This window comes from Candidatus Oleimmundimicrobium sp. (genome assembly GCF_030651595.1).
In the GTDB taxonomy this organism is placed as follows: domain Bacteria; phylum Actinomycetota; class Aquicultoria; order UBA3085; family Oleimmundimicrobiaceae; genus JAUSCH01.
The window spans coordinates 1-26929 of the sequence record NZ_JAUSCH010000138.1 but is presented as its reverse complement, the minus strand read 5'-3'; the positions used below and the strand labels follow the sequence as shown (position 1 = coordinate 26929).

The window sequence follows — 26929 nt, the reverse complement described above, 5'->3', positions numbered from 1 at the left end:
ATGGCAAAAGCGATACTTTACGATGCATCAAAGTGCACCGCATGTCGAGCTTGTTATGTTGCTTGTAAGCAGTGGAATGTATTGTCAGCAGCCGAGAACAAGACGATGGGAACTTATTACAATGCTTTGACTCTCGACGGAACTACCTGGAACCTGATTGACTTCATCGAGAAGGACGACCCGGATCGTTTCAGATGGCACTTTATCAGCCAAAGATGTATGCACTGTGGAGAACCCAGTTGTGCAAACGTTTGTGCTGCAGGAGCTATCAAGAAAGATGAAGAAACGGGTTTTGTCTTAATCGACAATGACGTCTGCATAGGTTGCAAGAATTGTCACTATGCCTGTCCATTCTGGGGGGGAGTTCCTAAGTTTAGAGAGGAAATTTCCGAGTCAGAAAAAGAATGGATGGAACATGGGAATGAGGTACCCGGAAAGAGAATTGCGGGCACCATGTTTAAATGTCGCGGCTGTATCGACAGAGTTCAAAATGGCCTTGAGCCGGCATGTGTTACAACTTGTCCTCCGGATGCTCTTCAATTCGGAGACAAAGAAGAAATGCTTGATGTTGCCAATACCCGCGTAGCGCTTCTTCAAGAACGCGGCGAAGTTAAAGCTCAGGTCTATAATCCTGCTGGCGTTGGTGGAACGGGTGTAATTTACGTTCTAACTGATGATCCGGAAGTTTACGGTCTGCCGGCAGATCCAAAAGTATCTACGGCTGATATGGTTACCAAGTGGCTAACCGGCCTCATCACCGCGGGCATACTTACCATCGTTCCGTTTTGGATGGTATTTAAAGCCGCGGAAGCCGAAGGAAAGGGGGGTAAGTAAATGCATCACTGGAATTGGATGCTTGTAGTCGAAATGTTTCTAGGAGGTATGGCGGGAGCCTGTTTCTTTGTTGGCGCTCTGGCCGACTTCTTCAGCAAGGGTAAATACAGAAGACTTGCCAAAATTGGCTCCTTCTGTGTGCTTCCCTTGGTTGCGGTAACGATGATATTTTTGCTACTTGACCTTCCGTTAACTCGAGTTATTTACTTCTGGCACTTCATGATAATAAAGCCACTCTCATCGATGAATATGGGGGTTTGGATTCTTATTCCCTTTACCGTTGTGGCAGGGGTGTTGATTCCCGCTATCTTCTTAGCTGAAGATAAGGGAATACTTCCCTTCCTTAAAGGTAAAGAGGGACTAAGGAAAGTCTTGTCGGTTATCGGAATAATCCTTGGCGTAGGTGTTATGGGATATTCCGGAGTAATTCTTGCCGACAAAGCTGTGTCTCTTTGGGGGACGAGTATCTTCCTTCCGGCTACTTGGGTTGCCGTATCTGTTGTAAGCGGCATTGCCTTAATTAGACTCATTCTCTCTCTTTCATCGGAGAAGGATGAAGAGGCCGAAGGAGCGCTCTCAAAAGCTCTCACGATGGCTTTAATTATTGCAGCAATTGCGATTTTAATCTTCGCATTTAGCTCAGGAGACGCTGGCGCCATCTTAATAAGTGGTAGCTATGCCCTCGCTTTCTGGCTCGGTGTTGTTGCAATAGGCATTGTTGCTCCGATAGTTGTGGGCTTCGCTGCCAAGAACATGGGCGCTGTATCATCTGTACTCGCACTTCTAGGCGTATTTCTCTGGAAATATATAGCTCTTTACGGAGGAATTCCCCTTCACTAAGAAGTTGAGTTAAAGTAAGACTAAACAGCCCCCCGTTTCGGGGGGCTGTTTTTTTTGCCAAGCTTTAAAATTTGAGATATAATCGCAAAAGTTAAAGAAGATAAAAACTCAATTTTATGTATTGAAAGGAGTGTTTGCAATTCTTAAATTAGAACAAAAAATACCTTCGAAAAAGGATATCGAAGAGGAAATAAACTTTTACAAAAAGAAATTTCCGACTTTGGAGAGAATTCTTAATTTATTTGGGTCGATTTTTGAATTACAGCTTGAATATGTTAATAAAATCGATGTTTCCGGATTTGATTTTTCAGAGGACGAAATAGCAAAAATTTTAAAAGGAGGGACTCCCCTTTTATCAACAAAAAGAGGAGAAATTTCTTCAGAGTTGTTTAGAGAGCTACTTACTAAATTAGTTGAGATAGTTAAAGAAAAAAGTCTTCAAAAACCCATTGCGCTAGATAAAATTTTGGAGGCTGATGAATTAAAAACTAAGAATATCGGAGTGCTTATTGAAAAATTTGAGGAGGGGGACAACTCTTTTTTTGAGAATTTATGTAAAGAAAAAAATATCAATAAAGATGTTCTTTTGTTTATGATTACCAATACACTCAGTCCTTTTTATGAAGCATATTCTCTGGGGTTAAGATCAAAGATTAATCATCATCATTGGGGTAAAGAGTTTTGTCCAATATGCGGCAATCGTCCTTATATAATGAAACTGCGAAAAAAAGATGGATTAAAACTTCAAAGTTGCTCTGTTTGCAAAACTGAATGGTGGACACAGCGAATCCGCTGTGCTTTTTGCGGTAATGTTAATAACAAATTGCTCTCAATTTTTTATCCGGAAGACGATAAAGGTCACCAGGTTGAGCTTTGTGATAAGTGCAAAAGATATGGAAAATTGTCAAACGAAAAAGAATTGGGAAGAGATGTTATCTTAAGGGTGGAAGATGTGGCGACTATTCATCTTGACGCGGTTGCCAAGAAGAAAGGTTATTCTCCCATAACACAATCACCTATTGAAATGAATTAAACAACAGATGGAAAAGATAGCCGGAATTATTCTTACAGGTGGTAAAAGTTCAAGATTGGGCACGGATAAATGTCTTTTAAAGCTTGGGGCTAAGACAATTTTGGAAGATTTAGTTGGCAAGCTTTATTTGTTGTGTGAAGAAGTTATTTTAGTTTCAAATACTCCTGAACTTCATAAGATGAGCGGGGTGGAGGTTGCTCAGGACGAAATTCCACATCAAGGGCCGTTAGGTGGAATGCTGGCCGGTCTTAAGGCATCAAATCATTTTCACAATTTTATTGTTTCTTGCGATACCCCGTTTCTCAACCTAAACCTTGCTAAACATTTGATTGCGGAGGCGAAGGATTTTGATGTGGTTATTCCCGAATCAAAATCTGGGCCGGAGCCGCTTCAAGCCATATATTCTAAAAATTGTGTAGGATATATTGAAGAGAGGTTGAGGAATCAAGATTTTAAAATAATTTCTTTTTTTAAAGATGTTAAAGTTAAGAAGATAAAAGAAGATAAGGTTATCGAATTTGATTCAAGACTTCTTTCTTTTTACAATATAAACACTTTTGAGGATTTTGAGCGAGCAAAAGAAATTTATGTTGAGTTGGAGAAATAAATGTCAACTAAGTTTAATGTAATTAAATATGATGGAAATCTATCAAAAGTAATTATGTCAGCTCCCAAAGAGAAACCTATCACTATCATATTAAATGATGAAAATCTGGTTACACTAATGGGGACCCCCAAAAACCTTAATGAATTAGCTGTAGGTTTTCTTTACAGCGAGGGTTTTATTAATGGGGTAAAGGGCATAAAGGCAATATCGTCTGATGAAAAGAGTGGAACAGTAAGGGTGGAAGTTGATTCAGTTTTACGGAAACCAAAAAATAAGATATTTACGTCTGGTTTTGGTAAAGGAATAACTTTTTCGAATCCCTTAAAAGAGGGGAATTTGAAAGTTGTTGGTTGCTCTAAAAGTTTTTCTGCTAATAAGATTATCAGTTTAATGGGAAAATTTTTGCGGTCCACGGAGATTCATCGTTCAACCGGAGGGGTTCATTGTTCAGCTCTCTGTAGTGAAAATGATATTTTTTCCATCCAAGAGGATATTGGGCGTCATAATACTATCGATAAAGTTTTGGGATATATGTTACTGAATAATGTTCCCGCTGAGGATAAAATGGTTTTTACAACCGGGCGAATCTCTTCAGAGATGCTTAACAAATTGGTGAAGATGGGGATACCGGTTGCAGCTTCTCGTTCTACTCCGACAGATATCTCAATTGAAGTTGGAAAAAAATTTGGGGTTTCTGTAATAGGTTATGTTAGGGCCGGAAAGATGTATGTTTATACCCATCCCAAAAGGATAGGGATGGATAAGAATGGCTGATAGCTGATAGCAGATGGCTTATGGCAAATAGTTAGGGGCTGAACTTAAGGGCTGCTTTTAAAGGCTGTTTTTAACATTTATTTCTTAATTTGCAATAGCTGGAGGTTATAAATATTGAAAAAACCGCCAATTATATCGATTGTGGGCAAATCAAATAGTGGAAAAACTACTTTAATTGAGAAACTTGTGCCCGAAATTAAAAAGCGTGGTTATAAAATTGCCACTATTAAGCATGATGTTCACGGGTTTGATATAGATGTTCCGGGTAAAGATTCTTGGAAGCATGCTCAAGCAGGAGTTGACAGCGTAGTTGTTTCGTCGGCCGGCAAGATAGCAGTAATAAAAAAACTGGAGGCCGAGCTCTCTTTGGACGAGATAGCTACTCGCTATCTAAGTGATGTTGATATTGTAATTACTGAGGGATTTAAGAAGCAAAATAAGCCAAAGATAGAAGTATTTAGGGAGGCGGTTCATAAAACTCCTTTAAATTTAAACGATGAACTTGTGGCAATTGTAAGCGACGATGAAGTTGATGTTAAAGTGGCACAGTTTGGTTTCAAAGAAATTGAAAAATTGGCAGATTATATTGAGAGGGAGTTCATGGTCAAAAAACAATAGTTTTGCCTGAGCCCTTTCTTTGACATAAACTTGTTTTTCGTGTATATGTTTTAATTGTTTAGTAAATTAATTATGGAGGAAAGTGATGTAAATGATGGTATTAGGTACGGGATTATTTGGTTTGGGTCCAACTGAACTTATAATAATTTTAGCTATAGTTCTTTTACTTTTTGGCCCCAAAAAGTTGCCCGAAATTGGTAAGGCAATTGGCTCTGGTATCAGAGAGTTAAAAAAAGGGGCAGAAGGCAAAGATGAGGAACCTGCAAAGACTAACGAGAAAAGCAAAGAGGAAGCAAAAGAAACCAAAGAAGCCAAAAAAGAAGAAGAGTAATTTGATTTTCTAAATATATTTTATAAAAAAAGACCGGATTTTTCCGGTCTTTTTTTATTATTTACTAAAGCAAGCGTTTAGTTAAACCGATAATAGTAATTAATACTTAAATATATTATTGATGGTAGCTTTTTCTAAGAAGGGGTACTTTTGTATGAATTGGGCTGATAATAAAACAATAATATTAACTCTCCTAATTTTTTGGATTATTTTAACAGGCAACATTGCTTTTTTGAATCTACTTCTGGGGGTTTTGGTTGCCTTAATTGTTTCTTATATTTCTTATTTACTGCTTAAAAAGCATTGGTCATCTATGGAAAATCTTAATTTTCGAAAATTATGGCGTTTTTGTATATGTACTGTGCAAATTGTGAAAGGTATTTTTCTTGCGAATACTGATGTGGGAGAGAGGGTTATGGACCCACAAATGCCTATCAGCCCCGCAGTGGTTAAATTCAAATCAGATCTCCCGGGGTTATTGCCAAGAGTTGTTTTAGCAACTTTTATTACTTTGAGGCCGGGAACATTAGCGGTGGATTTTGAAGGTGATGTTATATATGTCCATTGCATTGCGGATGAGTTTGCTAAAGAGCTTATGGAAAGAAAATTGGAAAATTTAGTTAAGTGGATATTTGAGGAGGCTCAATAGATGACTCCTTTTTTTCTTGGCATGAGTATTCTTTTATTATTGGGGGTTTTTACCGCATTGTATAGAGCTTTCAGGGGCCCCAATATTTTGGACAGAGTTTTAACTGTAAGTCTTATCGGTACAAATACCTTGGTTGCTTTAATATTAATTAGCTATATCTATGAATATTGTTTTCTTGATGTAGCTTTGGCTTATGCTTTATTGAGTTTTATCTCGATAGTTGTTATGGCAAGATATATTGAAAGTAAGGGGAAATTTTAAATGTTTGAAGTAACCGTTAACTCTTTGGTAGTTTTATTTTTAAGCACCGGAGTCTTTTTTTTGTGGGTGGGTATTATTGGAATCGTAAGGCTTCCCGATGTCTATTCTCGTCTTCATGCTGCTACCAAATGTGACATTTTAGGAGCGGGCTTGACGCTCACGGGACTTGTAATTTATGAGGGGTTTTCTTTTAACGCGCTAAAACTTTTAGTTATTGCGGCGCTTCTTTTAAGTTCGAGTTTGGTTATAGGGCATGCTATTGCAAGAGCAGCCCGACGGACGGATTTGGTGCCTTGGCATGAAAATCGTGAGGAAAAAATTATGATGGAGAAAGAGAAATTATTTAGGGAGATTTTCAAAGTATGACAGTGCTCAACGTTTTATTAGTTTTATGTTTGATTGTTTTGGCCGTATTTGTGGTCATGAGTAGAAACATGCTTGCGTCTGTCGTTCTTTTTTCTGCTTACGGATTGATTATGGCCTTACTGTGGCAACGACTTGGGGCACCTATGCTTGCTTTAGCGGAAGTAGTAATTGAATCGGGGATAATTTCAGTTCTTTTTGTAGTTTCGGTTTTTCGGATTTCTAAGGATGATGTGGAATGAGAAAATTTATTGTTCTCGTTTTTTTGGTGTTGGCTACCCTCTTTTTATTGTCAACGGTTTCCAAAATGCCAATCATGGGAGACCCTGATAATCCTACGAACAAAATGGCTGCTTCTCAATATATAACTAAAGAACCTCAGGAGACCGGTTGTAATAATTTGGTTTCCGCTATCATATTAAACTATCGGATATATGACACATTTGGAGAAGTGACGGTAATTTTTGTAACTCTGGTTGCAGCGTTGGCTATTCTGGGAAGAGAAAAAGCGAGGGAAGGAAGTTATTCATTAAAGGTTAGCCCAAGTCCTTTGGTGAGTACGGCCATGATAATTTATATTCCCTTCTTCATAATTTTTTCTTTTTATGTGGCAATTAATGGTTTTAATTCCATCGGCGGAGGTTTTCAGGGAGGTATTGTTTTGGCCTCCGTTGTAATTATTTATACTCTCATCTTTGGGTTTGATGAAGCAGTGAAAAAATTTCCGGTTAGGAAAAGAGTATTTCTTGAGTGCCTGGCCCCTCTTTGTTTTGCAACTTTAGGCCTTATATCCATATTAGCAGGGAAAAGTTTTTTGAATTTAAATTTTTTAGACATACCAAATTTTCGGAGGTTTCTTATTTTGATATTGGAAGTTAGTATTGCTCTCACCAGTGGCGCGGTAATCTCCTCCTTATTTTTTATTTTGAAGAAGACGGAGGGGAAATGATGTTTAAAGCGAACTTTTTAAATTTAATTTATACAGCTTCCATAATTCTTTTTTTCATTGGATTTTATGCGGTTGCGGTGAGATCAAATTTAATTAAGAAAATTATCGGGATAAACATCATGGAAACAGCCGTCTTTCTTTTTTTAGTTGGCATTGGCAGCAAAGAGGGCGGGGCAGTACCGATTGTTGCTGAGGGAGTTAAAAGCTATATTAATCCTTTTCCTCAGGCTATTGTTCTCATGGCTTTAGTGGTGGGGATAGGGACTACTTCTCTTGCTTTGATTTTGGCTGTTAGATTGTTCGAATCTGAAAGCGAGGGGAAGAGATGAGTTTTCTTTCCCATCTGCCAATATTAATGGCGATAGTGCCTATAGCGGTTGGTACTTTAATCTATGTTTCACTGGTTTTTAAAAGAGATAACGCCTTTGTTTTATCGGTTTTGGCGATGATGTTTACTTTTATTTCTTCTCTTTTTTTAGCAGTAAAAGTAATAACCGGGGGTCCTTTTGTGTATTATGTAAGCGATTGGGCTTCTCCGTGGGGAATAGAGATATTTATAGATAATCTTTCAATATTCATGGTTCTCTTGATAACTTTTGTTGGCTTAGCTTCGATTGTTTATTCTGAACTTTATATTAAAAAGGTGCTTAATCAGGAAAAAATCCAATTTTATTACATACTGTTTCTTTTTCTTACAGGCTCATTGATTGGCTTTGTTATATCCGGTGATATTTTTAATATGTTTATATTTTTTGAGATTCTTTCATTGAGCAGTTATTCGTTAGTTGCAATATCAGGGGATAAAGAGGCATTAAGAGCTGGTTTTAGATATTTAATAATGGGGACAATTTCTTCACTCTTTATTTTGTTAGGTTTAGGTTTTATATATTCTGTGACAGGAACCATCAACTTTACTCAAATAGCATTTCAAGTAAAACAACTCCCCGATTTAACGGTTATTTATACGGGCGCGTTGTTGTTGATAATTGCGTTTGTTATAGAGGCAGCTATATTTCCGCTACATGTATGGTTGCCGCAAGCCCATGGGAAGGCAATCGCTCCTGTAAGTGCAGTTTTGTCCGGTGTGGTGATAGGGACGGGGGTCTTTGGGATAATTAAGGTGATTTATTATATTGTGCCCGTCATCAATTCCGCCGGATTTGTGATTGTCTTCAGAAGTTTGGCGTCTATTGGGATAATTCTCGGTGCTGCCTTCGCTTTATTTGAAAAAGACTTAAAGCTCCTTTTGGCTCAATCAAGCATAAGCCAAATTGGATTTGCAGCTCTCGGAGTGTTTTTATTTTCTTATCTGGGTTTAACGGGAAGTATGTTGCAAATATTAAATCATGCTCTTGCCAAGTCTGCTCTTTTTCTCTGTGTTGGAGCAGTAATTTATAAAACCGGGTTTAGAAAACTTGACGAAATAAAAGGAATTGGGAAAAAAATGCCCATTACGATGGGATTTTTTACGGTAAGTTTGGCATCAATTGCCAGCATTCCTTTAACGTGTGGTTTTGTAAGCAAATATTATCTATGTCTTGCAGCCATTAAGCAAGGGTTGTGGGGGTCAGTTAGCGCGATTTTGTTGGGAAGTTTTCTTTCCTTGTTGTACTGTTTTCGAATTATAAATTATATCTTTTTTGAAAAGCCGGATTTTGAGATGGAAGTGAAAGAGGTTCCTCTAAAGATGCTTTTTCCCATTGGAGCGTTGGTCTTTTTGACTATTTTCTTTGGTATATTTCCTAAAACTGTTTTTGTTTTAATAGAACCTGGTGTAAAAGAACTTTTAGGTTTTTTGAGGTGATAAATGAATCAATCGATTAGCATGTTTTTACCAGTTGCTGTTGTTGTGTTACCCGCTTTAGCCGGGTTAATAATTTTTTTTACTGGTAATAATAGAAAATTAAGGGAATCTTTAAGTTTAATTGCTGCCATTTTGAGTTTCTTACTTGTGGTTGCGTTATATTTTGCATTGGGGCAAGGGGGGAAGGGTAGTATATGTTGTCCCCTTTGTTTAGGTTACGGCTTTACCTTTTGTTTAAGGGCAGATTGGCTGGGTCTATTTTTTGCCGGCACAACTTCTCTTTTATGGTTGGTGAGTGTTCCTTATTTCATAAGGTATATGGAGATAAAGTTCCCCGGCAACGAAAATAGGTTTTTTGGTTTTCTTACTTTGAGTGTGGCGGCGGCTATAGGGGTAGCAATGGCCGGGAATATGCTCACCTTATTTGCTTTATATGAGTTGTTGACCATCTTTACTTATCCTTTGGTGGCCCACACTGAAACTCCGGTGGTGTTAAAAGCAGCCAAGAAATATTTGGTCTATCTTTTAGTGGGGGAAATGTTATTGCTGTTCGCGGTGTTGTCTACGCCTGCGTTTGAGCAGTTAGATGCTTTTTCAAAAATCGGAACGATGTCTTCTGGAATTGGATTAAAAATGCTTTTTTTAATATTTTGTTGTTATATTGTAGGTTTTGGAATCAAGGCGGCGGTTTTCCCTCTTGGAGATTGGTTGCCCTCTGTATCGGTGGCGCCAACTCCTGTGACTGCTCTTTTGCATGCTGTTGCGGTGGTAAATGTAGGACTTTTTGGGATTATGCGGGTGATTTTAAATGTATTTGGTTTAAAGTTAACTCGGAGCATTAGGGGCGGAACTTTGCTGGTTTTTATATCTTGTGCAACCATTATTTATGGCTCACTTCAAGCGCTTAATCAAAATAATCTTAAAAAGAGATTGGCATTTTCTACCGTTGAACATCTTTCTTACTCCATTTTAGGAGTGTCCCTTCTAAATCCTACTGCATTCATTGGAGGTCTTGTTTTTTTGATAAGTCATGCTTTTTTGAAGCTCTCCCTTTTCTTATGCGCGGGAATTATTGACATTAAAACAGGAAAGACAAAAGTTAGCGAACTTTCTGGTGTAGGTCGCAAACTTCCTTTTATATCAACTTGTTTCGCGATTTGCTCATTTGGTTTAATTGGAATGCCTTTGACCTTAGGCTTTGTAGGTAAGTGGTATCTCTGGCGTGGGCCGATGGAGACCGGCCAGTTAAGTGTGATGGCTGTTCTTATTGCTGGTTCTGTTTTGTGTGCTTTCTATTTATTATATGTAGTTTATATGCTCTTTTTTAAGCAAGCCGATGTTGATTTAGTTTGCGATTTGCAGTTGAATTGGCCGGTTTATCTGCCAATAGGAGTGGGGATTTTTGGAAATTTGTTTTTTGGCATATTTCCCAAACCATTGTTCTTGCTGATTAAACCAATAATTACGTGTTATTTTGGAGGGTAAAGTGAATTTTTATCTTATTTTGCCGGCAGCGATAATATTATTACCGGTTTTAGGATCGGGCTTAGTTTGTTGGATGAGCCCTAAATTCAAGACGTCACGAGGTTATTTAACGGCTTTAATTAACTTGGTTACATTGGTTTTGATTGCTGTTTCTTATTTTATGGCCAAGAGTAACGAGATTGTAGTTAAGTATCCCTTTCTTCCTTTCTCTAAAATGGAACTGTCTATTAACCCGTTAAGCGCTTTGCTGGCTTTTTTGACTGCTTTTATTTGGACGGCTGTTGCTGTTTATTCTATTTTTTATATGAATGATGTTGGCAAACAGAAGAAATTTTATGCTTTTTTATTGCTGACTTTTTCAGCTAATTTAGGAGTTTTTTTAGCGGGAAACTTTTTAACTTTGTTTGTCTTCTTTGAAATCTTGGGGATATCGGCCTATCCTTTAATAGTGCACGCTGAGGAAAAGAAAGCATTTAAGGCGGGCACAAAATATCTTGTCATGGTGTTATTGGGTGATGTGGCTCTTTTAATAGGGGTTCTTCTCTATTGCAACATTACAGGAAACGTTAATTTTGCTACAGGAATAAAAGGAGTTTCCGATTATACCAAATTTATTATCTTTGCGTTTATGGGGATTGGTTTTGGCATTAAAGCGGGGGTGATGCCTCTTCATATCTGGCTTCCTGACGCTCACTCTGTTGCTCCAACTCCTGCGAGTGCTCTTCTTTCCGGTGTGATGATAAAAGCCGGAGCTTATGGAATCATCAGGTCCTTGTTTTCAATCTTCGGGCCGGAACAAAGTTCTATTGCTATTGGGTTTATTGTGATTTGGGTGGGCATTGTAAGCATGTTTGTTGCGGTGCTAATGGCTTTGCTACAAGAAAATGCTAAAAAAATGTTAGCTTATCATAGTATCAGCCAAATGGGTTATATTATTTTAGGAATTGGCTGCGCAATATATTTGGGAGCCGAAGGGGCTATAGCTATTGGTGGCAGTTTGTATCACATAGTTAACCACGCTCTCTTTAAATCATGTCTCTTTTTGACTGTGGGGGCTGTTTATTATCGAACCGGCGAGCTTAATATGTATAAGCTTGGTGGTTTAATTAAGAAGATGCCTCTCATTGCTTTTTGCACGCTTGTTGCCTCATTGGGAATTAGCGGTATTCCTCCTTTTAACGGATATGCCAGCAAGACGCTTATTCATCAAGCTCTAACTCATTTGGAGTATTGCAGATGGACTGGTTTGGCCAATATTTTTTTCATACTAACTTGCGGGGGAACCATCGCCTCTTTTACCAAGTTGTTTACTCTTGTTTTTTTAGGTAAGACGCCGAAGAAATATGAAACAGTTAAAGACGCGCCATCTTTCATGATTATTGGAATTGTGCCATTGGTCTTTATGATTTTTCTTTTAGGCGTTCTGCCCAGCCGTTTTTGGGTCCTCTTTATATTGCCGGCTTTAAAAAATCTTGGGTATACAACGGCTGCCTTAAATAGCGTGAAAACGTTTAGTATTTTAACGTTACACGATTTTCAAGGCCTGGTCCTTTCGTTAACTGCAGGCATATTTATGTTTGTTGCAGGCATGAAATACGGTCTTTTCCACATTCGTTTTCCGCGGTGGTTTGGAATTAATTACTGGTCCGAACAGTTTACTTTTGGTTTTTATTTCTTATTGCACAGAGAGAGTCAATTAATAAAAACAGAAACTTTGGAAAAAGTAAAAGAAAGAATTGAGAAGGACCATGATGCGGCTGGTGTGTTTTTTGATGAGGAAACACATGTTCTGAGATTGTTGGTTTTTGTTTTTAAAAGGTATGTAAGGAGAAATTGCTTAAAGATTAAAGATTTTGGCGTAATAAAAGCCAATCGGATTATTAAATACTTATGTGATAGCTTTTTGGCTGAAGTGTATCGTGATCTATCCGCAAGTGAAACTAAAAAAGAATTCAGATTATATGTTGAGGATTTAAATTTTAGCATGCTTTTAGTTTTATTTTTATTGGTATTGTGTTTCATTTCTATTAAACTAATTAATTAAAAGGGGGGAACTGTGAAGCGAGGTAAATACTTACGTAGTGTGTTAGTTATTGTATTGACATTTGCTTTTGCAAATCTTGTAATTTATTTTTCTTTTCCTCATGGTGTTTTAACTTATTGGACGCTCTACGTGGTGCCCCTGGTTATTGCCGCTATGGTTTATGATATTTATGGAGTGATATCCATTGGATTGATGAGCATTGGGGCTATTTCATGGTGGCTTTACTCGAGCGTGAATTCTCCTGAGTTTTACCAAGCTTTGAGCGTGAAAAGTACTATTGTAGAAATAGTTGTAGGCGTGTCAATTTTTTTACTTGTAGGTTCAATTTTAGGAGTTCTTTCCAAGAAGCAGAAGAAGCAACAGATGGCTTTAGAGTTGCTCTCTGTCCATGATCGTCTTACGGGACTATTCAACTATAGTTATTTTCTCGATAGAATGGAGGAGGAAAAGAAGAGGGCGGATAGGTATGAAAAAGAACTGTCATTTATTATGATGGACATAGATCATTTTAAACATTATAACGATACTTATGGTCATGAACAGGGGAACGTAGTACTGAAAAAGATAGCCAAGACAATTAGAGAAAATACCAGGGATATCGATATTGTTTCTAGATACGGTGGGGAGGAATTTGTAGTTTTATTGCCACGTGCCTCGAAAGAACAGGCGGTTGTTGTTGCTGAAAGAATACGGAAAGCAGTTGAATCTCTTGAATTTCCGGGGAACAGAGAACAGCCGGTTGTGAAGAAGACCATAAGTGGCGGGGTTGCAACGTATCCCCACGATGCGAAAGATGCTTCCGGATTGGTTGTAAAAGCTGATGAGGCACTTTACGAGGCAAAAGAAAGTGGCAGAAATAAAACTTGTGTAGCCAGCTAAAAAATTTTTTTAAAATTTAAAGGGAAAGGGTAAATTAGATAGAATATAAAAGGTAAATTTAATATGTGTGCTCCGAGTTACTTTTACTAAACTTTGCAAAAGCAAAGCAGGGGAAGTAACCGCAGGGTTCTTTAAGTTTAGGGCTCATAGGGTGTAAAAAGAAATTTTTATGCCTCTCGTATTTGGAAAGGAGTGTCTTAAGATGATGCTATTTCCATATTTGGGAATGGCGTTTTTAGTTGAAAGCAAAAAATGGAAAGTTAAAAGAGTGTAGGGTGTGGAGTATGGTAAAACTAAGAGCACGGAGCGTAAATCGGAGAGCTTAGAGTCAAAAAACAAACAACAAGCCAACAAGCAAACCAACAAACTACCGACTAACAGACTCCTGACTATAAAAGGAGGGTTTTATAGATGTCATCTGAATCTTGTGATTTAAATAAAATTAAGAAAATAGTTAAAGAGAAAGCTAAAGAGGGGAAAATTTCCTGCCCGATGGCTCATAAAATAGCAAAGGAGTTGGGCGTATCCCCAAAAGTGGTTGGCGACGTTGTAAACGAGCTTGAGATAAAGCTCTATGGTTGCCAACTCGGTTGTTTTTAATAGTTTTTAATAATTTAATTAAATATGTTTTTTCTCCGAGTCGCTTGACCTAAACCTCGCAAAACTTTTGCGAGGCAAGGAATGTGACCGATAGGGTTTTACCGGAAACGGTACTGCCTCCCGTGACGGAAAGGAGACTGGTTTTACAAAAAGACCGGTAGTCACTTAGATGCCGGTTTTTTATTTTTTTAAAAGGAGGTGATTTCATTAAGGGAAATAAAGAGTAGTTGTTTGATTTTACTAAGTAAACTATATAAAAAGGAGTGCAAGTTATGTTTGGAAAAAGTCGATTTAAGAATGCAATAGTTATTTTGTTTTCATTACTGCTTATTGCCGCGCTAACTTTTGGGGTGGTTGGCTGTCAGAAAACAGAAGAAAAGCCGGAAGAGAAAGTTATGGAAAAGGTTGAGGAAAAAGATACACTAAAGGGCGATTTAATTGTATTTCATGCCGGGAGTCTTAAGGAGCCATTTGAAACGCTTAAGACCGAGTTTGAAAAAGAGCATCCCAATGTGAAGGTTCTTCTTGAGGGTGCCGGAAGTCGCGACTGTGCTAAAAAGATATGTGAACTAAAGAAGAACTGTGATGTTATGGCTTCAGCCGATTATACGGTCATAGATGAACTTCTTAAGCCGGATTATGCTAACTGGAATGTAAAATTTGCGAGCAACAGAATGGTCATCGCCTATACCGATAAAAGCAAATACGCGGATGAAATAACTAAAGACAACTGGTATGAAATATTTCAGAGAGATGGTGTAATGTACGGTCATTCGGATCCCGACTCCGACCCTTGCGGTTACAGGGCTCGTCAAGTCTTTCAATTGGCCGAGAAGCATTACGGCATTGATGGCTTAAACCAAGCATTAATTGACCACTGTCCTAAGGAAAATATAAGACCCAAGTCGGTTGAGCTTGTATCTCTTCTTCAATCCGGCGATTTGGATTACGCGTTTGAATATCTTTCCGTCGCGAAACAGCACGGTTTGAAGATCTTGGAGTTGCCTGAAGAGATAAACCTCGAGAAGGAGGAGTTGGCGGATTTTTATGCTCAGGCGTCAATAACGTTGGCGGATGGTAAAGCTCAAAAAGGCAAATTTATCATCTACGGTGTAACGATTCCCAAAAATTCAGAAAATCCTGAGGTTGCCATGGCCTTCATAAAGATGCTTCTGAGCGAGAAGGGTCAGAAAATTATGAATGATTCAGGTCAACCTGCTTACAATCCACCACTTACGAAGGATGCGGATACATTGCCTTCGGAATTAGAAGATATTGTAAAGATTGAAAGTTAATTTTAGGATTTTGTTGTAGCGCAAGAAGTTTGCTATACAGGGGGGGTTAATCCCCCCTGTATTTCCTATATTAGACTTAAAGAAGAAAGGAGGTGAAGAAGATGAAGGTCAGTGCAAGAAACGTCTTATCGGGCAAAGTGGTCGAGGTTACTAATGGTGCTGTCAATTCCGAAGTTGTTATTGAACTGCCAGGAGGAACTCAGGTTGTCTCTATCATCACCAAGGAATCTGCTGAGAAACTTGGCTTGGAGAAGGGGAAACAGGTCTGTGCTGTCATCAAGGCGTCGTCTGTGATGGTGGCTACCGAACAGTTTTAGGTCTAATACTTGGCTGAAGGGGCCTGTGCCTATCTCCCGGCTATTATTATACATAAGGGTTAAGGGGCATAGGCCCCTTAACCAGAAACGATCTTTTAACTTGATTGATATTTAAACTATCGCTAAGCTATTATTGTTTTCGTAAAATTTAAATTTGTTTAGTTTATTTAAGGGGAAATCATGAGGTTTAAAAAGACCAACCTGATGTATTATGTTTTTTCTCTAATGGGTGGATTGTTAATTTTATTTATATTGCTTCCTCTTGCCCGCTCAATATTAGCTCAATCTCCAGCCATCTTAATTGAAGAGGCGGGTGACAAAAGTGTTCAGGAAGCGATATTTAACAGCATTTCCCTGGCGGCGGTTACGGCAACCATCGCCGCTCTTTTTGGAGTTCCTTTAGCCTATATTCTTGCCAGAGCAAGATTTTTTGGGAAATCGCTCGTCGAATCAATAGTTGATTTACCGCTGGCAATTCCGCATACGGTGGCCGGTATTTTGTTGTTGTTTGTTTTCGGACGGTATGGAATGGTGGGCGCTCTTTTTGAAAGATTTTTTAGCTTAAGGTTTGTGGGCACAAAGTTGGGAATAGTAGTGGCTATGCTTTTTGTGAGTTTGCCCTTTATGGTTAATTCCGCAAGAGAAGGGTTTGAGTCGGTGGATGTAAGGATGGAACAGGTGGCAAGAACTTTAGGAGCCACCCCTTCCGAAGTTTTTCGTAGAGTATCTCTCCCGCTTGCAATAAGAGGAGTGTTAACTGGTTGGGTTCTTACTTGGGCACGGGCAATAAGTGAATTTGGAGCGGTTATAATCCTGGCTTATTATCCCATGACTGCCCCGGTAAAAGTTTATGATGTTTATTCACAGCTTGATTTAAAGCATTCCTCGGCGGTGTCCGTTCTTCTTTTGGTCTTTTGTTTGATTGGTTTTGTGGTATTTCGATTGCTTGCTTATGGCGGAATGGGAATGGGCAACAAGAAATGATAGAAATAGAGAATTTGGACATTGATTTAGGTGAATTTAAACTAAGAGATATAAATCTCTCCATAAAAGAAGACGAAGTTTTTGTTATTCTTGGCCCCAGTGGAGCAGGCAAAACTGTTCTTCTTGAAGCGATTGCCGGGTTTTTTCCGCCTAAAAAAGGTAGCATAATTTTGGATGGAAATTTTGCAAACGATTTACCCCCCGAGAAGCGGAACATAGGGTTTATTTATCAAGACTATGTTTTATTTCCCCATCTTACCGTAAGAGAGAACATTCTTTTTGGGGTGCGCTACCGACAAATTGACGACGTTGAGAATAAATTTAAAAAGATTGTTGCCACTTTAAACATTGAAAATATTCTGCATAGAAGACCGCAAACTTTAAGTGGAGGAGAGCAGCAACGGGTAAGCCTTGCGAGAGCCTTAATTATGGAGCCCAGACTTCTTCTTTTTGACGAACCCCTCAGTTCTCTTGATAAAAAAGTCAGAGAAAATTTAAGGGAAGAGCTCAGGATTATTTTAAAGAGAATGAATCAAACATCACTTTTTGTTACCCACGATCAAACAGAGGCGCTTGTAATTGCTGATAGAATTGCAATTATGCGTGACGGAAAAATTGTCCAGGTTGGCAAACCGGATGAGATATTCAACTCTCCCGTTAATGAATTTGTTGCTGATTTTGTGGGGGTTGAAACGGTTTTGGAGGGAAAGGTTGTCTCTCGTCTCAACGAGTTAGCTGTTGTTGACGTAAATGGAGCCAAAGTTGAGGTTATTTCCAATGTTTCCATTGGAGAAAAAGTTCTTTTAGGGATAAGGCCGGAAAATGTTACCGTAAGTATCAGTAAAGAAAAGAAAAGCTCAAGCGCAAGAAATAATTTTAATGCCAAGATTGTGAAGTTGACATCGCTCGGCGCGGTGATTAAAGTTAATCTTAATTGTGGTTTTCCGTTAATTGCTCTTATTACCAAGCAATCTGCTGAGGAAATAGGGTTAAAGGAAGGCGGAGAAGTGACGGCAAGTTTTAAATCGACAGCGGTTCATGTGATTAGAAAGTAATTAGGGAAAAAAGTGAAGGGTAACAGAGTTCAGCCCCCAGCCGTCAGCCTCCAGCTTTCAGCAAGACAAAAATGAATAGAGAAATTATAGTGAAAAGCATAGGGTATAGGGTAAAGTTGTGATAGCAGATGCCCGCCCGCCTCTGGCGGGGCTGATAGAAAGTTGAGAGGGTAAAGGAAAAAACCAACAAACTCCCAACTCTCGACTAACAGACTACCGACTAACGGGTGAGATTTGATGATTAAACCAGAAGAAGCATTAAAAATAATTTTAGATGAAGTGAGACTTCAACCTGTTGAAAAAGTCAATCTCATGGATTCTTTAGGGTATGTCCTTGCAGAGGATGTAGTTTCTGATATGAACATACCTCCCTTTGATAATTCAGCTATGGATGGTTTTGCGATCATTGCTTCCGATACCGTTGGGGCATCTAAAGAGTCTCCTTGTAAGTTAAAGGTTCTAGGGGATTTAAAAGCGGGAGATGTGTCTGATTTTCAAGTTACTTCCGGGTCCGCGTTAAAGATTATGACGGGTGCTCCTGTTCCCCAAGGTGCCGATTCAGTAGTTAAAAAAGAAGATACCTCTTTAAATAATGAAGAAGTGTTGATTTATTGTGAAGCAAAAAAAGGGGATAACGTTCGCTTGACGGGAGAAGATGTAACTGAAGGTGAAAAGGTTTTCCCTTGTGGGCTCGATATAAGGCCTCAGGAGATAGGTTTGCTTGCTTCCTTGGGGAAAAGTGAGCTTAAAATCTTTAAACCGCCCACCATTGCAATAATTAGTACCGGTGATGAATTAGTTGAGATTAATGAGCCGCTGGCACCGGGGAAGATTAGAAACAGCAACACCTATTCTCTTACGGCTCAAGTAATATCGTGTGGGGCTAAACCCGTCCCTTTAGAGGTAGCTCGCGATAACATGGATGCTACAAGAAAGTTAATTGAGAAGGGGTTAAACATTTCGGATATCCTGTTAACTACCGGTGGAGTTTCTATGGGTGATTATGATGTGGTTAAAGATGTTTTAACTGGGCTGGGAGCTGAGCTTAAATTTTGGAAAGTAGCTCAAAAGCCGGGCATGCCTTTGGCCTTTTGGCGTTTAGGCGACAAGCTTATCTTTGGTCTTCCGGGGAATCCAGTTTCGACGGTGGTCTGTTTTGAGGAGTATGTTCGGCCGGCAATTTTAAAGATGATGGGAAAGAATCATATCTTTCGTCCCGAAGTGGATGCTATATTTGAACATGACTTAAAGAAAAAACCAGGCAGAGCGTTTTTTGTTAGGGTTAATGTTAGGAGAAAAAACGGGGAGTTTTACGTTTCTTTAACCGGGCCTCAGGGTTCAGGTATCTTGAAATCAATGTCTTTGGCCAACGGAATAGCGGTGATTCCCGCAGAAACAACTTTAGTTAAAACCGGGGATAAAGTTAAGGTTCATTTGATTAACTTACCCGAAGATCATTAAGGAGAAGACAGTTGCCGGAATTATTTGATAATCATAATAGGCGGATAGACTATCTTAGAGTTTCAATTACCGATAAATGTAATTTACGTTGCATATATTGTATGCCTAAAGAAGGTCTTTCGGATTTTAAGAAACATAGGGATATTCTCACATATGAGGAGATTGAGTTATTTGTATCTCACGCGATAAAGCAGGGCATTTCAAAGGTTAGGCTCACTGGAGGAGAACCCCTCGTAAGAAGGGACGTAGTGGATTTAATAAGAAGTTTATCCGGCATACCCGAGCTTCATGATATGTCGCTTACCACAAACGGAGTTCTTTTGGCTGATTTTGCTGAAGAGTTATATAAAGCGGGGCTTGAACGCATCAATGTAAGTATTGATTCTCTAAATTCCGAGAAATTTAAACAAATAACGCGAGTTGGAGATTTAAATATTGTGAAGAAAGGGATTCAAAAAGCATTAGATGTTGGGTTTAAGCCGTTAAAAATCAATGCTGTCATTTTAAAAGGAATAAACGACGGTTTGAGTGATTTAAAGGACTTTGCCAAACTTACCTTTGATTACCCGCTGCATGTAAGGTTCATAGAGTATATGCCTTTTAGCAAGGAGGTAGGTTTTAAGGCAGGTCTTACTTGCTCCGAGATAGCCGAAAAGTTAAAAACATTTGGTTCACTTAATAAGGTTGATTCTCCGCGGGGGTCTGGTCCGGCAAGGTACATGAAGTTTAAAGGTGCTCTTGGAACAGTTGGTTTTATTTCTCCGATGAGCAACCACTTTTGCCCCGAATGCAACCGATTGAGACTTACGGCTGACGGGAAACTCAAGACATGTCTTTTTTCAAACGACGAGATAGATATAATTGGACCTATGAGAAACAATCATCCGGAAGAAGCGGTTAAAGAGGTTTTAAGCAGGGCATTAAAGGAGAAACCAAAAGATCATTCATCTGCTCTTAAAAAGGATTTTGTGAGGACAATGTCTCAAATTGGAGGATAAAATGGAAAATAAACGTAACCTAACTCACCTTGGCAAACATGGGAGAGCAAAGATGGTTGATGTCAGCGAAAAGAAAATAACGGTTCGTGAAGCAGTTGCCAAGGGCTTAATTAAAATGGAAAAAGAAACTCTTGACCTAATTAAAACCAGTGGTGTGAAAAAAGGGGATGTTCTTGCTGTTGCCCAGGTTGCGGGAATTATGGGAGCGAAAAAAACTTGTGACATTATTCCCATGTGTCATCCCATTCAAATAACGGGGGTGGACATTGATTTTAAAATTGATGAAAAAAATTCATCAATTGAAATTTTAGCGACTACCAAGACTATGGACAGAACAGGCATAGAGATGGAGGCGCTTACCGCGGTAGCAATTGCCGCTTTGACAATTTATGATATGTGTAAGTCTGTTGATAAGACGATGGAAATCAAAGAGATAAAACTTGTGAAGAAGAGCGGGGGCAGAAGCGGAACTTTTGTGAGGACAGATGGCTGATGGCAGATAGCAGATAGCAGATAGAAAGTTGAGAGGGTAAAGGAAAAAAACCAACAAACACCCGCTTGCCCGCCTTTGGTGGGACTCTCAACTAAGAGACTACCGACTAAATGGCTTATGGTAGATGGAGTATAGAGTATGGAGCATGGAAAACAAACCAACCAACAAGCTAACTAATTTCGGACTGATGGTTTGAGCTATGGGCTATTGAGCGAACAGTAGTGAGCGAGCCATCGGCCATCGAGGCCGTAGGCCGGGCTATTTAGCAATTAAGCAGGAGGTTTTTGTTTTTGCCATTGAGTGACTCCATTGTTGATGGAGGAACGGGCTATCGGCTATCAAGTGACCCGTCACTGGCGGGGAACGGGCTATCAGCTAGATAGCAGATATCAGTGGCTACCAATGATATATGGAGGTGTGTTATGAAAGTCGCAATCTTAACCATAAGTGACAAGGGCTCAAAAGGAGAACGGGTTGATGAAAGTGGCAAAATTCTCCAGGAAATAATGGAAAAGAATGGAGCTGAAATTGTTTCCTATCAAATAATACCCGACGAAAAAAGACTCATCGCCAAAGATTTAAGAATTTTAGCTGATTACGAGAAAGTGGATTTGGTTCTTACGACCGGTGGTACGGGGTTATCTCCCAGAGATGTGACGCCTGAGGCTACAATATCGGTGATAGATAAAGAGGTTCCCGGTTTTGCGGAAGCGATGCGTGCGGAAAGTTTAAAAATTACACCAAACGCCATGCTTTCTCGAGCGGTGAGTGGTATGCGGGGTAGAACACTTATAATAAATCTTCCCGGCAGCCCCAAGGCGGCAAAAGAGTGTTTGGAAGTTGTGCTTCCTGCTATTCCTCACGGGATTAAAATTCTAAGAGGTGAAGGTGGAGAGTGCGCTGTTAAGTAAGAGAAATGGCACTTATCTTATCGGGCTGATTTGTTTTTTTATTTTAATTATTTCTATTTTTTCCCCGGCCGAAAGCACATTAGGGAATTGGATTAAAGTTTTATATATTCATGCCGGTCTTGCTATAGTCGGCATAATGATATTTATATTAGCCGGTATTTTTGGAGCCCTTCATCTTATTTTTAAAAAGGATTCTCTTGGCAAATGGGCTGTTTCTTCACAGAAAATTGCTCTCTTGATCTGGGTTTTCAATGGAGTGCTATCAATCTTTGTTACCAAGATGATTTGGGGAAAGTGGGTTTTTTTAGCGGAACCCCGTTTTAAAATTACCATCTTTATTTTAGTGGTGGCGCCTCTTTTTTATCTTTTCTCCCTTTGGGTTGATGATAAGAAAATTACATCTGCTTTAAATATAATTCTTGCATCTTTTGTAGTCTGGCTTTATTCAACTGCTGGTTCGGCTATTTTTCATCCAAGTGGCCCGGCGCGCTCTTCATCAAATTTACTTATTCGGCTAAGTTTTTTCTCAATCAACGGCCTTTTATTTATAGCTGCTTTAATTTTAACTTGGTTGATAAAAGAAGCTGATTAATTAGTGTTATAAGCCACCGGTTTATCCGGGCCGGCAGGCACGGCGCCTAAAAATGATATGGCGGTAATAGCTATTGGCCAAGGGCTGGCTTAAGGGTTGAACCAAAAGGCTGTTTTTAAAGGCCGCGCTTATCTTTTTAATTTACATTTTGCATTTTCCAAAGGAGCCCTGCCTGCCGTCAGGCAGGGGTAGTGACCAAGCGACTGGTTTGTTTAAAATAATTTTTTTTTGTATAATGAATCAGCTTAATTTAGAGACAGGAGGTCAATATGAAAGCAAAACGTAAACGTATTGTTATTACCAGTGTCATAATAATAATTTTCTTCGGGATTCTTTTATATACTGCCGGCAGTTCTTTTTTGTATTACCGGACTCCCGGTGAGGTTGTTTCGGATGAATCTTTACATGGTAAATCCGTTAAGGTGTCGGGAAAAGTTGTGGGTGATATTGTCGAGGAGAACGAGGGCGTTTATAAGTTTATGATTGCTGATGAAGAAAATTCGGTTGCAGTTGTTTACTCAGGTGTTTTACCAAGTGCGTTAAAAAAAGGGGCAGAAGTGATTGTTGAGGGTGTCTATGAGCCGAATTCAGGTATTAAGGCTGACAGTTTATTAGCTAAATGCCCATCAAAATATACATCAGAAGAATAGAGGGATAGTGTGGCTAAGTTTGGAGAGGTTACAATTTGGCTTTCATTGGCAGTGGCAGTTACAGCTGCTATTCTTTTTATATACGGCCTTAAAACTAAGAACGGCAAGGTTATTAAAGCAGGCCACATTAGCATATGGATTTTGTTCATTTTGTCGAGCACTGCTTCGTTAATTCTTTTGAGGGCTTTTCTTGTAAGAGATTTTTCTATTCTCTATGTTTTCAGTTATTCCAGCAGGGATTTGCCGCTTCTCTATACAATAACTGCTTTTTGGGGAGGGCAGGAGGGTTCTCTTCTTCTTTGGCAGTTGTTACTTTCTTTGTTTACGCTCATTTTTCTCTTGGCAAACAGAAAAGGCAGATTAACCCAGTATGCTTTGGCGATACTGGTTATTGCTCAGTCTTTCTTTCTTTTGCTTTTAGCTTTACCGGCTAATCCTTTTGAAACGGCGCCAATGTTTCTTGCCGATGGGATAGGGTTAAATCCTTTACTTTTACATCCCCAAATGGTTTTTCATCCGCCGGCTTTATTTATAGGATATGCGGCCTTTACCGTTCCTTTCGCGTTGAGCGCTGCAGCATTAATAACTAATCAACCCGATGGTCCTTGGGTATCGAGATGTAGAAGATGGACTTTATTTGCTTGGTTATTTTTAGGAATCGGTATCTTTTTAGGTTCTCTTTGGGCCTATGACGAGCTTGCTTTCGGTGGATATTGGGCCTGGGATCCGGTTGAGAACGCCTCTCTTCTTCCTTGGCTTACCGGTACAGCTCTTCTTCACTCATTGGCTGTTTACAAAAAGAGGAAATTGTTTAAGATATGGACGTTAATCTTGGCAATGGTAACTTTTTTGATGTGTATTCTTGGTACCTTTATAACCAGAAGCGGCATAATAGAGTCGGTTCACGCTTTTGGAAGGTCATCAATTGCTGTTTACTTCTTTTGGTTTATGATATTGTTTACCTTGGGATTTATCTTCTTAGTCATATATCGTCGAAAATCTTTTAAGGGAGAAGAAATTCACTCTTTAATATCTAAAGATTACGGTTTTTATTTAAATAATATAGTTTTGCTTTTCTTTACGGCGATAGTTACCATTGGAACTTTTTATCCTGTAATAACGGAGTTGCTGATTGGTAACCAAATATCTCTGGGTCCCTCTTTTTACAATAAACTTGCTTCTCCACTAGGATATATATATCTATTTTTTATCGGTATATGCCCTCTTTTGGGTTGGAAAACGACTGATACCTCAAGATTTATTAAAAAAATTACACTTCCGTCAATTTTAAGTTTAGTAGGTGCTTTAGCTACCTTCTTTTTCTGGGACAAAAACTTGTGGGGGAGTATCGGTTTCTTCTTCTGCATATTTGCGGGCACCACTACGCTTCAGGTTACATATAGGGAATTATTGGCGGGAATGAAACACGGTGGAAATTTATGGCATAAGATGAAGGCAAATAGGGTAAGGTATGGCGGGCTGCTCTCTCATATTGGAATTGTGATAATTTTTGTTGGACTCATTGGCTCCACTTTTTACTTAACAGAAAGTGAAGCAACTTTGAAAAAAGGGGAGAGTTTAACAGTTAAGGATGCAACTGTTACAAACGAAGGGTTATTTGTCGATAATAGCGATTTTTCCAAGGAAATAATTGGAGTAAATTTGGCGCTAAAGGCGGACGGAGAACATAAAGGGCGGCTTAGCCCTAAGTTAATTTACCATCTTAAACAAGATACTATGACCTCAAAGGTTAATATAAAGAGCGGGGTTACAAGAGATATATTCGTTATTTTATCGAGTTACGATCAGGATGAATCTGCGCGTATTCAATTTAAACTCATCCCTCTTATGTCTTGGATTTGGATGGGAGCCATTGTTCTTTTTGCGGGGACGGTTATTGCTTTTTGGCCCGATAAATCTAAAGTATGGTTGAAAGAGGTAAAATAGGTTGTTGAAAAGTTCTCCTTTTATTTGCATAAATTCCCTGAGCAAAGACTTTGGAAGGCGCAAAGTATTAAAAGAGCTCAATTTAGACGTTTGTAAAGGTGATTTCTTAGCTATATTTGGTTCTAACGGCGCGGGAAAAACTACTCTTTTGAGAATACTGGCTACGCTTTCCGGATTTTCGTCCGGGTCAATTACAATTAATGGCTTTGAGATAAAAGAAAATTCTATCGAGATTAGAGAAAAAATTGGTCTTATCTCCCACAACCTTATTCTTTATAAGGACCTTAATGCCTACGAAAATTTGCGTTTTTACGGCAAAATGTACAACGTTCCGGCACTGGATGATAGGATTTCTGAACTTTTGCAAAAAGTCGAGCTTGACCACCGTAAATTTGATGTTGTAAGAACTTTTTCCCGAGGAATGCAACAGAGACTTTCGATAGCCAGAGCTCTATTGCACAATCCCGAAATAATTTTTTTAGATGAGCCTTTCAGCGGACTGGATGTCCATGCTCGTGGCATTCTTGATGATATGTTGGAGGGTTTAAAAAAAGAGGGTAGTCATACTTTAATTATGGCCACTCATGATATTGAAAAAGGCCTTGTTCATGCAAATAGCTTAGCAATATTAAGCGGAGGCAAAATAGTTTATTCTCAAAGAGGGAATTTACCTGATTTAGATAGTTTTAAAAGAATATATCATGAGCATGCGGGAGACAAGATATGAGCTACTTGAGGCACATATTGACGCTGGTCCAAAAAGATATAATTGCCGAGCTTAGAACCAAAGAGATGCTTAATTCGATGTTAATCTTTGCTTTGCTTACCATGGTTATGTTCAACTTTGCTTTCGGAAGCGGCTCTGCAATGAGAGCTGTTTCTTCGGGTCTTCTTTGGGTTGCCTTCTTGTTCGCGGCTATTTTGGGCTTAAATCGAATTTTTGTTCACGAGAAGGATGAAAATTGTTTTGATGGGCTGATGCTCTGCCCTATAGACCGTTCGGCAATTTATTTTGGCAAGGTTATATCCAGTTTCATTTTTCTTTTTTTGGTTGAGATAATAGCGCTTCCTATTTTTACGATATTTTTTATACAAGAAAGCTTTCTTTCTCATTTGTGGCTTTTAATCATTATTTTAATCTTAAGTGACGTGGGGGTATCGGCAGTTGGAACGCTTCTATCCGCTATCTCAATCAATACAAAAGCCAGAGACCTTATGTTGCCGGTGCTCTTCTTACCTGTAATTGTACCGATATTGGTGGCGGCAGTGAAGTCAACCGAGTTGGTCTTAATGTTTTCTTCAATTGATGCTCAGCAGTTTTGGATAGATATTATCGTATGGCTGAGAATGCTTGCTATTTATGATATTATTTTTGCATTGGTTGGTTTTCTAACCTTTGAATATGTTATAGAGGAGTGATGTGGTTGAAAAATAAGATTGTCAGGGGATTTCTGGGGATGGCCTCATTTATTGGAATTTTTATATCTCTTTATATGGCCTTTTTTTATGCTCCTCTCGACAAGAACCTTGGAGTCGTTCAAAAGATATTTTATATCCATTTTCCGGTTGCAATTGTTCCTTATTTTGCTTTCTTGGTGGTCTTTATCTGCAGTATTATTTATCTAAAGACCAGAGATAGAAAGTGGGACAAGATTGCCTATGCTTCGGCGGAGATAGGGCTGGTTATTGATACGGCGCTTTTGGTAACGGGCACCATTTTTGTTAAACCTACTTGGGGAGTTTGGTGGGTTTGGGAGCCGAGGCTTACCACTTCATTAATTATGTGGTTGCTTTACGCCGGTTACCTTATGCTTTACTACTCGGTTGATGATATTGAACGTAAATCTCGCCTTACCGCGGTATTTGGTATAGTTGCTTTTATAAGCGTTCCCATCTCATTTATGTCAATTAGGTGGTGGAGGAGCGCTCATCCGTTAATGCTGGCGCCTAAAAATATCGCGCTTGATACTCCAATGTGGATAACAACCTTAGTTTTTTTGGCGTCTATGACGCTTTTTTATCTATACCTTTTAGGACAGAGGATAAGAATGATTAACTTACAAGAAGAAATTCAAGATTTAAAAGATGAGATTGGAGGTTAGTTATGTCCTTTTTTTACGCTGCTTATTTTGCCGCCTGGTTGATTTTATTTTTA

At 39.0% G+C, this 26929-nt stretch carries 32 protein-coding genes and 2 riboswitches; all 32 genes read left to right on the top strand.

Features of this window, described 5'->3' with window-relative positions; genetic code table 11:
- Nucleotides 1-834 carry a 4Fe-4S dicluster domain-containing protein gene (locus tag Q7U95_RS08480; RefSeq protein ID WP_308753610.1) on the top strand — a complete coding sequence of 278 codons (834 nt, stop codon included), beginning with the start codon at nt 1-3 and terminating at the stop codon, nt 832-834.
- Nucleotides 835-1674 carry an NrfD/PsrC family molybdoenzyme membrane anchor subunit gene (gene nrfD, locus Q7U95_RS08475; protein ID WP_308753608.1) on the top strand — a complete coding sequence of 280 codons (840 nt, stop codon included), beginning with the start codon at nt 835-837 and terminating at the stop codon, nt 1672-1674.
- A gap of 130 nt (nt 1675-1804) precedes the next feature.
- A complete protein-coding gene (locus tag Q7U95_RS08470) occupies nt 1805-2707 on the top strand; it encodes a formate dehydrogenase accessory protein FdhE (protein WP_308753606.1) in 903 nt (300 codons plus the stop codon).
- A 7-nt stretch (nt 2708-2714) separates the two neighbouring features.
- A complete protein-coding gene (locus Q7U95_RS08465; RefSeq protein WP_308753604.1) occupies nt 2715-3314 on the top strand; it encodes a molybdenum cofactor guanylyltransferase in 600 nt (199 codons plus the stop codon).
- The gene (gene fdhD, locus Q7U95_RS08460; RefSeq protein ID WP_308753602.1) at nt 3315-4088 is read left to right on the top strand and encodes a formate dehydrogenase accessory sulfurtransferase FdhD; all 774 of its coding nucleotides are present in this window, start codon (nt 3315-3317) and stop codon (nt 4086-4088) included.
- A gap of 114 nt (nt 4089-4202) precedes the next feature.
- Nucleotides 4203-4706, top strand: coding sequence for a molybdopterin-guanine dinucleotide biosynthesis protein B (gene mobB, locus Q7U95_RS08455; protein WP_308753599.1), 504 nt, complete (start codon nt 4203-4205; stop codon nt 4704-4706).
- Nucleotides 4707-4800: 94 nt separating this feature from the next.
- On the top strand, nt 4801-5037 hold the full coding sequence (tatA, locus tag Q7U95_RS08450) for a twin-arginine translocase TatA/TatE family subunit (protein ID WP_320415577.1): 237 nt from the start codon (nt 4801-4803) through the stop codon (nt 5035-5037).
- Nucleotides 5038-5191: 154 nt separating this feature from the next.
- Nucleotides 5192-5686 (top strand): Na+/H+ antiporter subunit E, encoded by a 495-nt coding sequence (locus tag Q7U95_RS08445; RefSeq protein ID WP_308753595.1) that lies wholly within the window; start codon nt 5192-5194, stop codon nt 5684-5686.
- Nucleotides 5687-5947, top strand: a complete 261-nt coding sequence (locus Q7U95_RS08440) for a monovalent cation/H+ antiporter complex subunit F (protein WP_308753593.1) — start codon at nt 5687-5689, stop codon at nt 5945-5947.
- Nucleotides 5948-6313 (top strand): monovalent cation/H(+) antiporter subunit G, encoded by a 366-nt coding sequence (mnhG, locus tag Q7U95_RS08435; protein WP_308753591.1) that lies wholly within the window; start codon nt 5948-5950, stop codon nt 6311-6313.
- The gene (locus Q7U95_RS08430) at nt 6310-6552 is read left to right on the top strand and encodes a DUF4040 domain-containing protein (RefSeq protein WP_308753589.1); all 243 of its coding nucleotides are present in this window, start codon (nt 6310-6312) and stop codon (nt 6550-6552) included. The genes mnhG and Q7U95_RS08430 overlap by 4 nt, the downstream gene beginning before the upstream one ends.
- Nucleotides 6549-7259: a hydrogen gas-evolving membrane-bound hydrogenase subunit E gene (gene mbhE, locus Q7U95_RS08425; RefSeq protein WP_308753587.1), complete on the top strand. Its 711-nt coding sequence runs from the start codon at nt 6549-6551 to the stop codon at nt 7257-7259. Before Q7U95_RS08430 ends, mbhE begins: the two co-directional genes overlap by 4 nt.
- On the top strand, nt 7256-7588 hold the full coding sequence (locus tag Q7U95_RS08420; protein ID WP_308753585.1) for a cation:proton antiporter subunit C: 333 nt from the start codon (nt 7256-7258) through the stop codon (nt 7586-7588). The genes mbhE and Q7U95_RS08420 overlap by 4 nt, the downstream gene beginning before the upstream one ends.
- On the top strand, nt 7585-9063 hold the full coding sequence (locus tag Q7U95_RS08415; RefSeq protein WP_308753583.1) for a proton-conducting transporter membrane subunit: 1479 nt from the start codon (nt 7585-7587) through the stop codon (nt 9061-9063). The genes Q7U95_RS08420 and Q7U95_RS08415 overlap by 4 nt, the downstream gene beginning before the upstream one ends.
- Before the next feature lie 3 nt (nt 9064-9066).
- Nucleotides 9067-10548 carry a proton-conducting transporter membrane subunit gene (locus tag Q7U95_RS08410; RefSeq protein WP_308753581.1) on the top strand — a complete coding sequence of 494 codons (1482 nt, stop codon included), beginning with the start codon at nt 9067-9069 and terminating at the stop codon, nt 10546-10548.
- Between the two features lies 1 nt (nt 10549).
- On the top strand, nt 10550-12592 hold the full coding sequence (locus Q7U95_RS08405; protein ID WP_308753579.1) for a complex I subunit 5 family protein: 2043 nt from the start codon (nt 10550-10552) through the stop codon (nt 12590-12592).
- 12 nt (nt 12593-12604) lie between these two features.
- On the top strand, nt 12605-13471 hold the full coding sequence (locus tag Q7U95_RS08400; protein WP_308753577.1) for a GGDEF domain-containing protein: 867 nt from the start codon (nt 12605-12607) through the stop codon (nt 13469-13471).
- Nucleotides 13472-13529: 58 nt separating this feature from the next.
- Nucleotides 13530-13680, top strand: a riboswitch (molybdenum cofactor riboswitch).
- Nucleotides 13681-13882: 202 nt separating this feature from the next.
- Nucleotides 13883-14071 carry a hypothetical protein gene (locus Q7U95_RS08395; protein ID WP_308753575.1) on the top strand — a complete coding sequence of 63 codons (189 nt, stop codon included), beginning with the start codon at nt 13883-13885 and terminating at the stop codon, nt 14069-14071.
- A gap of 21 nt (nt 14072-14092) precedes the next feature.
- Nucleotides 14093-14223, top strand: a riboswitch (molybdenum cofactor riboswitch).
- Between the two features lie 120 nt (nt 14224-14343).
- Entirely contained in the window at nt 14344-15366 is a 1023-nt protein-coding gene (gene wtpA / locus Q7U95_RS08390) for a tungstate ABC transporter substrate-binding protein WtpA (RefSeq protein ID WP_308753573.1), read from the top strand.
- A gap of 101 nt (nt 15367-15467) precedes the next feature.
- Nucleotides 15468-15683 (top strand): molybdopterin-binding protein, encoded by a 216-nt coding sequence (locus Q7U95_RS08385; protein WP_308753571.1) that lies wholly within the window; start codon nt 15468-15470, stop codon nt 15681-15683.
- 180 nt (nt 15684-15863) lie between these two features.
- Nucleotides 15864-16667 (top strand): ABC transporter permease, encoded by an 804-nt coding sequence (locus tag Q7U95_RS08380; protein ID WP_308753569.1) that lies wholly within the window; start codon nt 15864-15866, stop codon nt 16665-16667.
- Nucleotides 16664-17722 carry an ABC transporter ATP-binding protein gene (locus Q7U95_RS08375; protein WP_308753567.1) on the top strand — a complete coding sequence of 353 codons (1059 nt, stop codon included), beginning with the start codon at nt 16664-16666 and terminating at the stop codon, nt 17720-17722. The genes Q7U95_RS08380 and Q7U95_RS08375 overlap by 4 nt, the downstream gene beginning before the upstream one ends.
- 237 nt (nt 17723-17959) lie before the next feature.
- Complete coding sequence (gene glp, locus Q7U95_RS08370; protein WP_308753565.1) at nt 17960-19183, top strand: gephyrin-like molybdotransferase Glp; 1224 nt, start codon at nt 17960-17962, stop codon at nt 19181-19183.
- Between the two features lie 11 nt (nt 19184-19194).
- The gene (gene moaA, locus Q7U95_RS08365; RefSeq protein ID WP_308753564.1) at nt 19195-20181 is read left to right on the top strand and encodes a GTP 3',8-cyclase MoaA; all 987 of its coding nucleotides are present in this window, start codon (nt 19195-19197) and stop codon (nt 20179-20181) included.
- A 1-nt stretch (nt 20182) separates the two neighbouring features.
- A complete protein-coding gene (gene moaC, locus Q7U95_RS08360) occupies nt 20183-20674 on the top strand; it encodes a cyclic pyranopterin monophosphate synthase MoaC (protein WP_308753562.1) in 492 nt (163 codons plus the stop codon).
- 422 nt (nt 20675-21096) lie between these two features.
- Nucleotides 21097-21585 (top strand): molybdopterin adenylyltransferase, encoded by a 489-nt coding sequence (gene mog, locus Q7U95_RS08355; protein WP_308753560.1) that lies wholly within the window; start codon nt 21097-21099, stop codon nt 21583-21585.
- Nucleotides 21563-22177 (top strand): hypothetical protein, encoded by a 615-nt coding sequence (locus Q7U95_RS08350; RefSeq protein ID WP_308753558.1) that lies wholly within the window; start codon nt 21563-21565, stop codon nt 22175-22177. Before mog ends, Q7U95_RS08350 begins: the two co-directional genes overlap by 23 nt.
- A 269-nt stretch (nt 22178-22446) precedes the next feature.
- A complete protein-coding gene (locus Q7U95_RS08345; protein ID WP_308753557.1) occupies nt 22447-22827 on the top strand; it encodes a cytochrome c maturation protein CcmE in 381 nt (126 codons plus the stop codon).
- A gap of 9 nt (nt 22828-22836) precedes the next feature.
- Nucleotides 22837-24774 carry a cytochrome c-type biogenesis CcmF C-terminal domain-containing protein gene (locus Q7U95_RS08340; protein ID WP_308753556.1) on the top strand — a complete coding sequence of 646 codons (1938 nt, stop codon included), beginning with the start codon at nt 22837-22839 and terminating at the stop codon, nt 24772-24774.
- Between the two features lies 1 nt (nt 24775).
- Nucleotides 24776-25501 (top strand): ABC transporter ATP-binding protein, encoded by a 726-nt coding sequence (locus Q7U95_RS08335; RefSeq protein ID WP_308753555.1) that lies wholly within the window; start codon nt 24776-24778, stop codon nt 25499-25501.
- Entirely contained in the window at nt 25498-26193 is a 696-nt protein-coding gene (locus tag Q7U95_RS08330; protein WP_308753553.1) for a heme exporter protein CcmB, read from the top strand. Before Q7U95_RS08335 ends, Q7U95_RS08330 begins: the two co-directional genes overlap by 4 nt.
- Nucleotides 26194-26198: 5 nt before the next feature.
- Entirely contained in the window at nt 26199-26876 is a 678-nt protein-coding gene (gene ccsA / locus Q7U95_RS08325; protein ID WP_308753552.1) for a cytochrome c biogenesis protein CcsA, read from the top strand.
- Nucleotides 26877-26929: the final 53 nt, after the last annotated feature.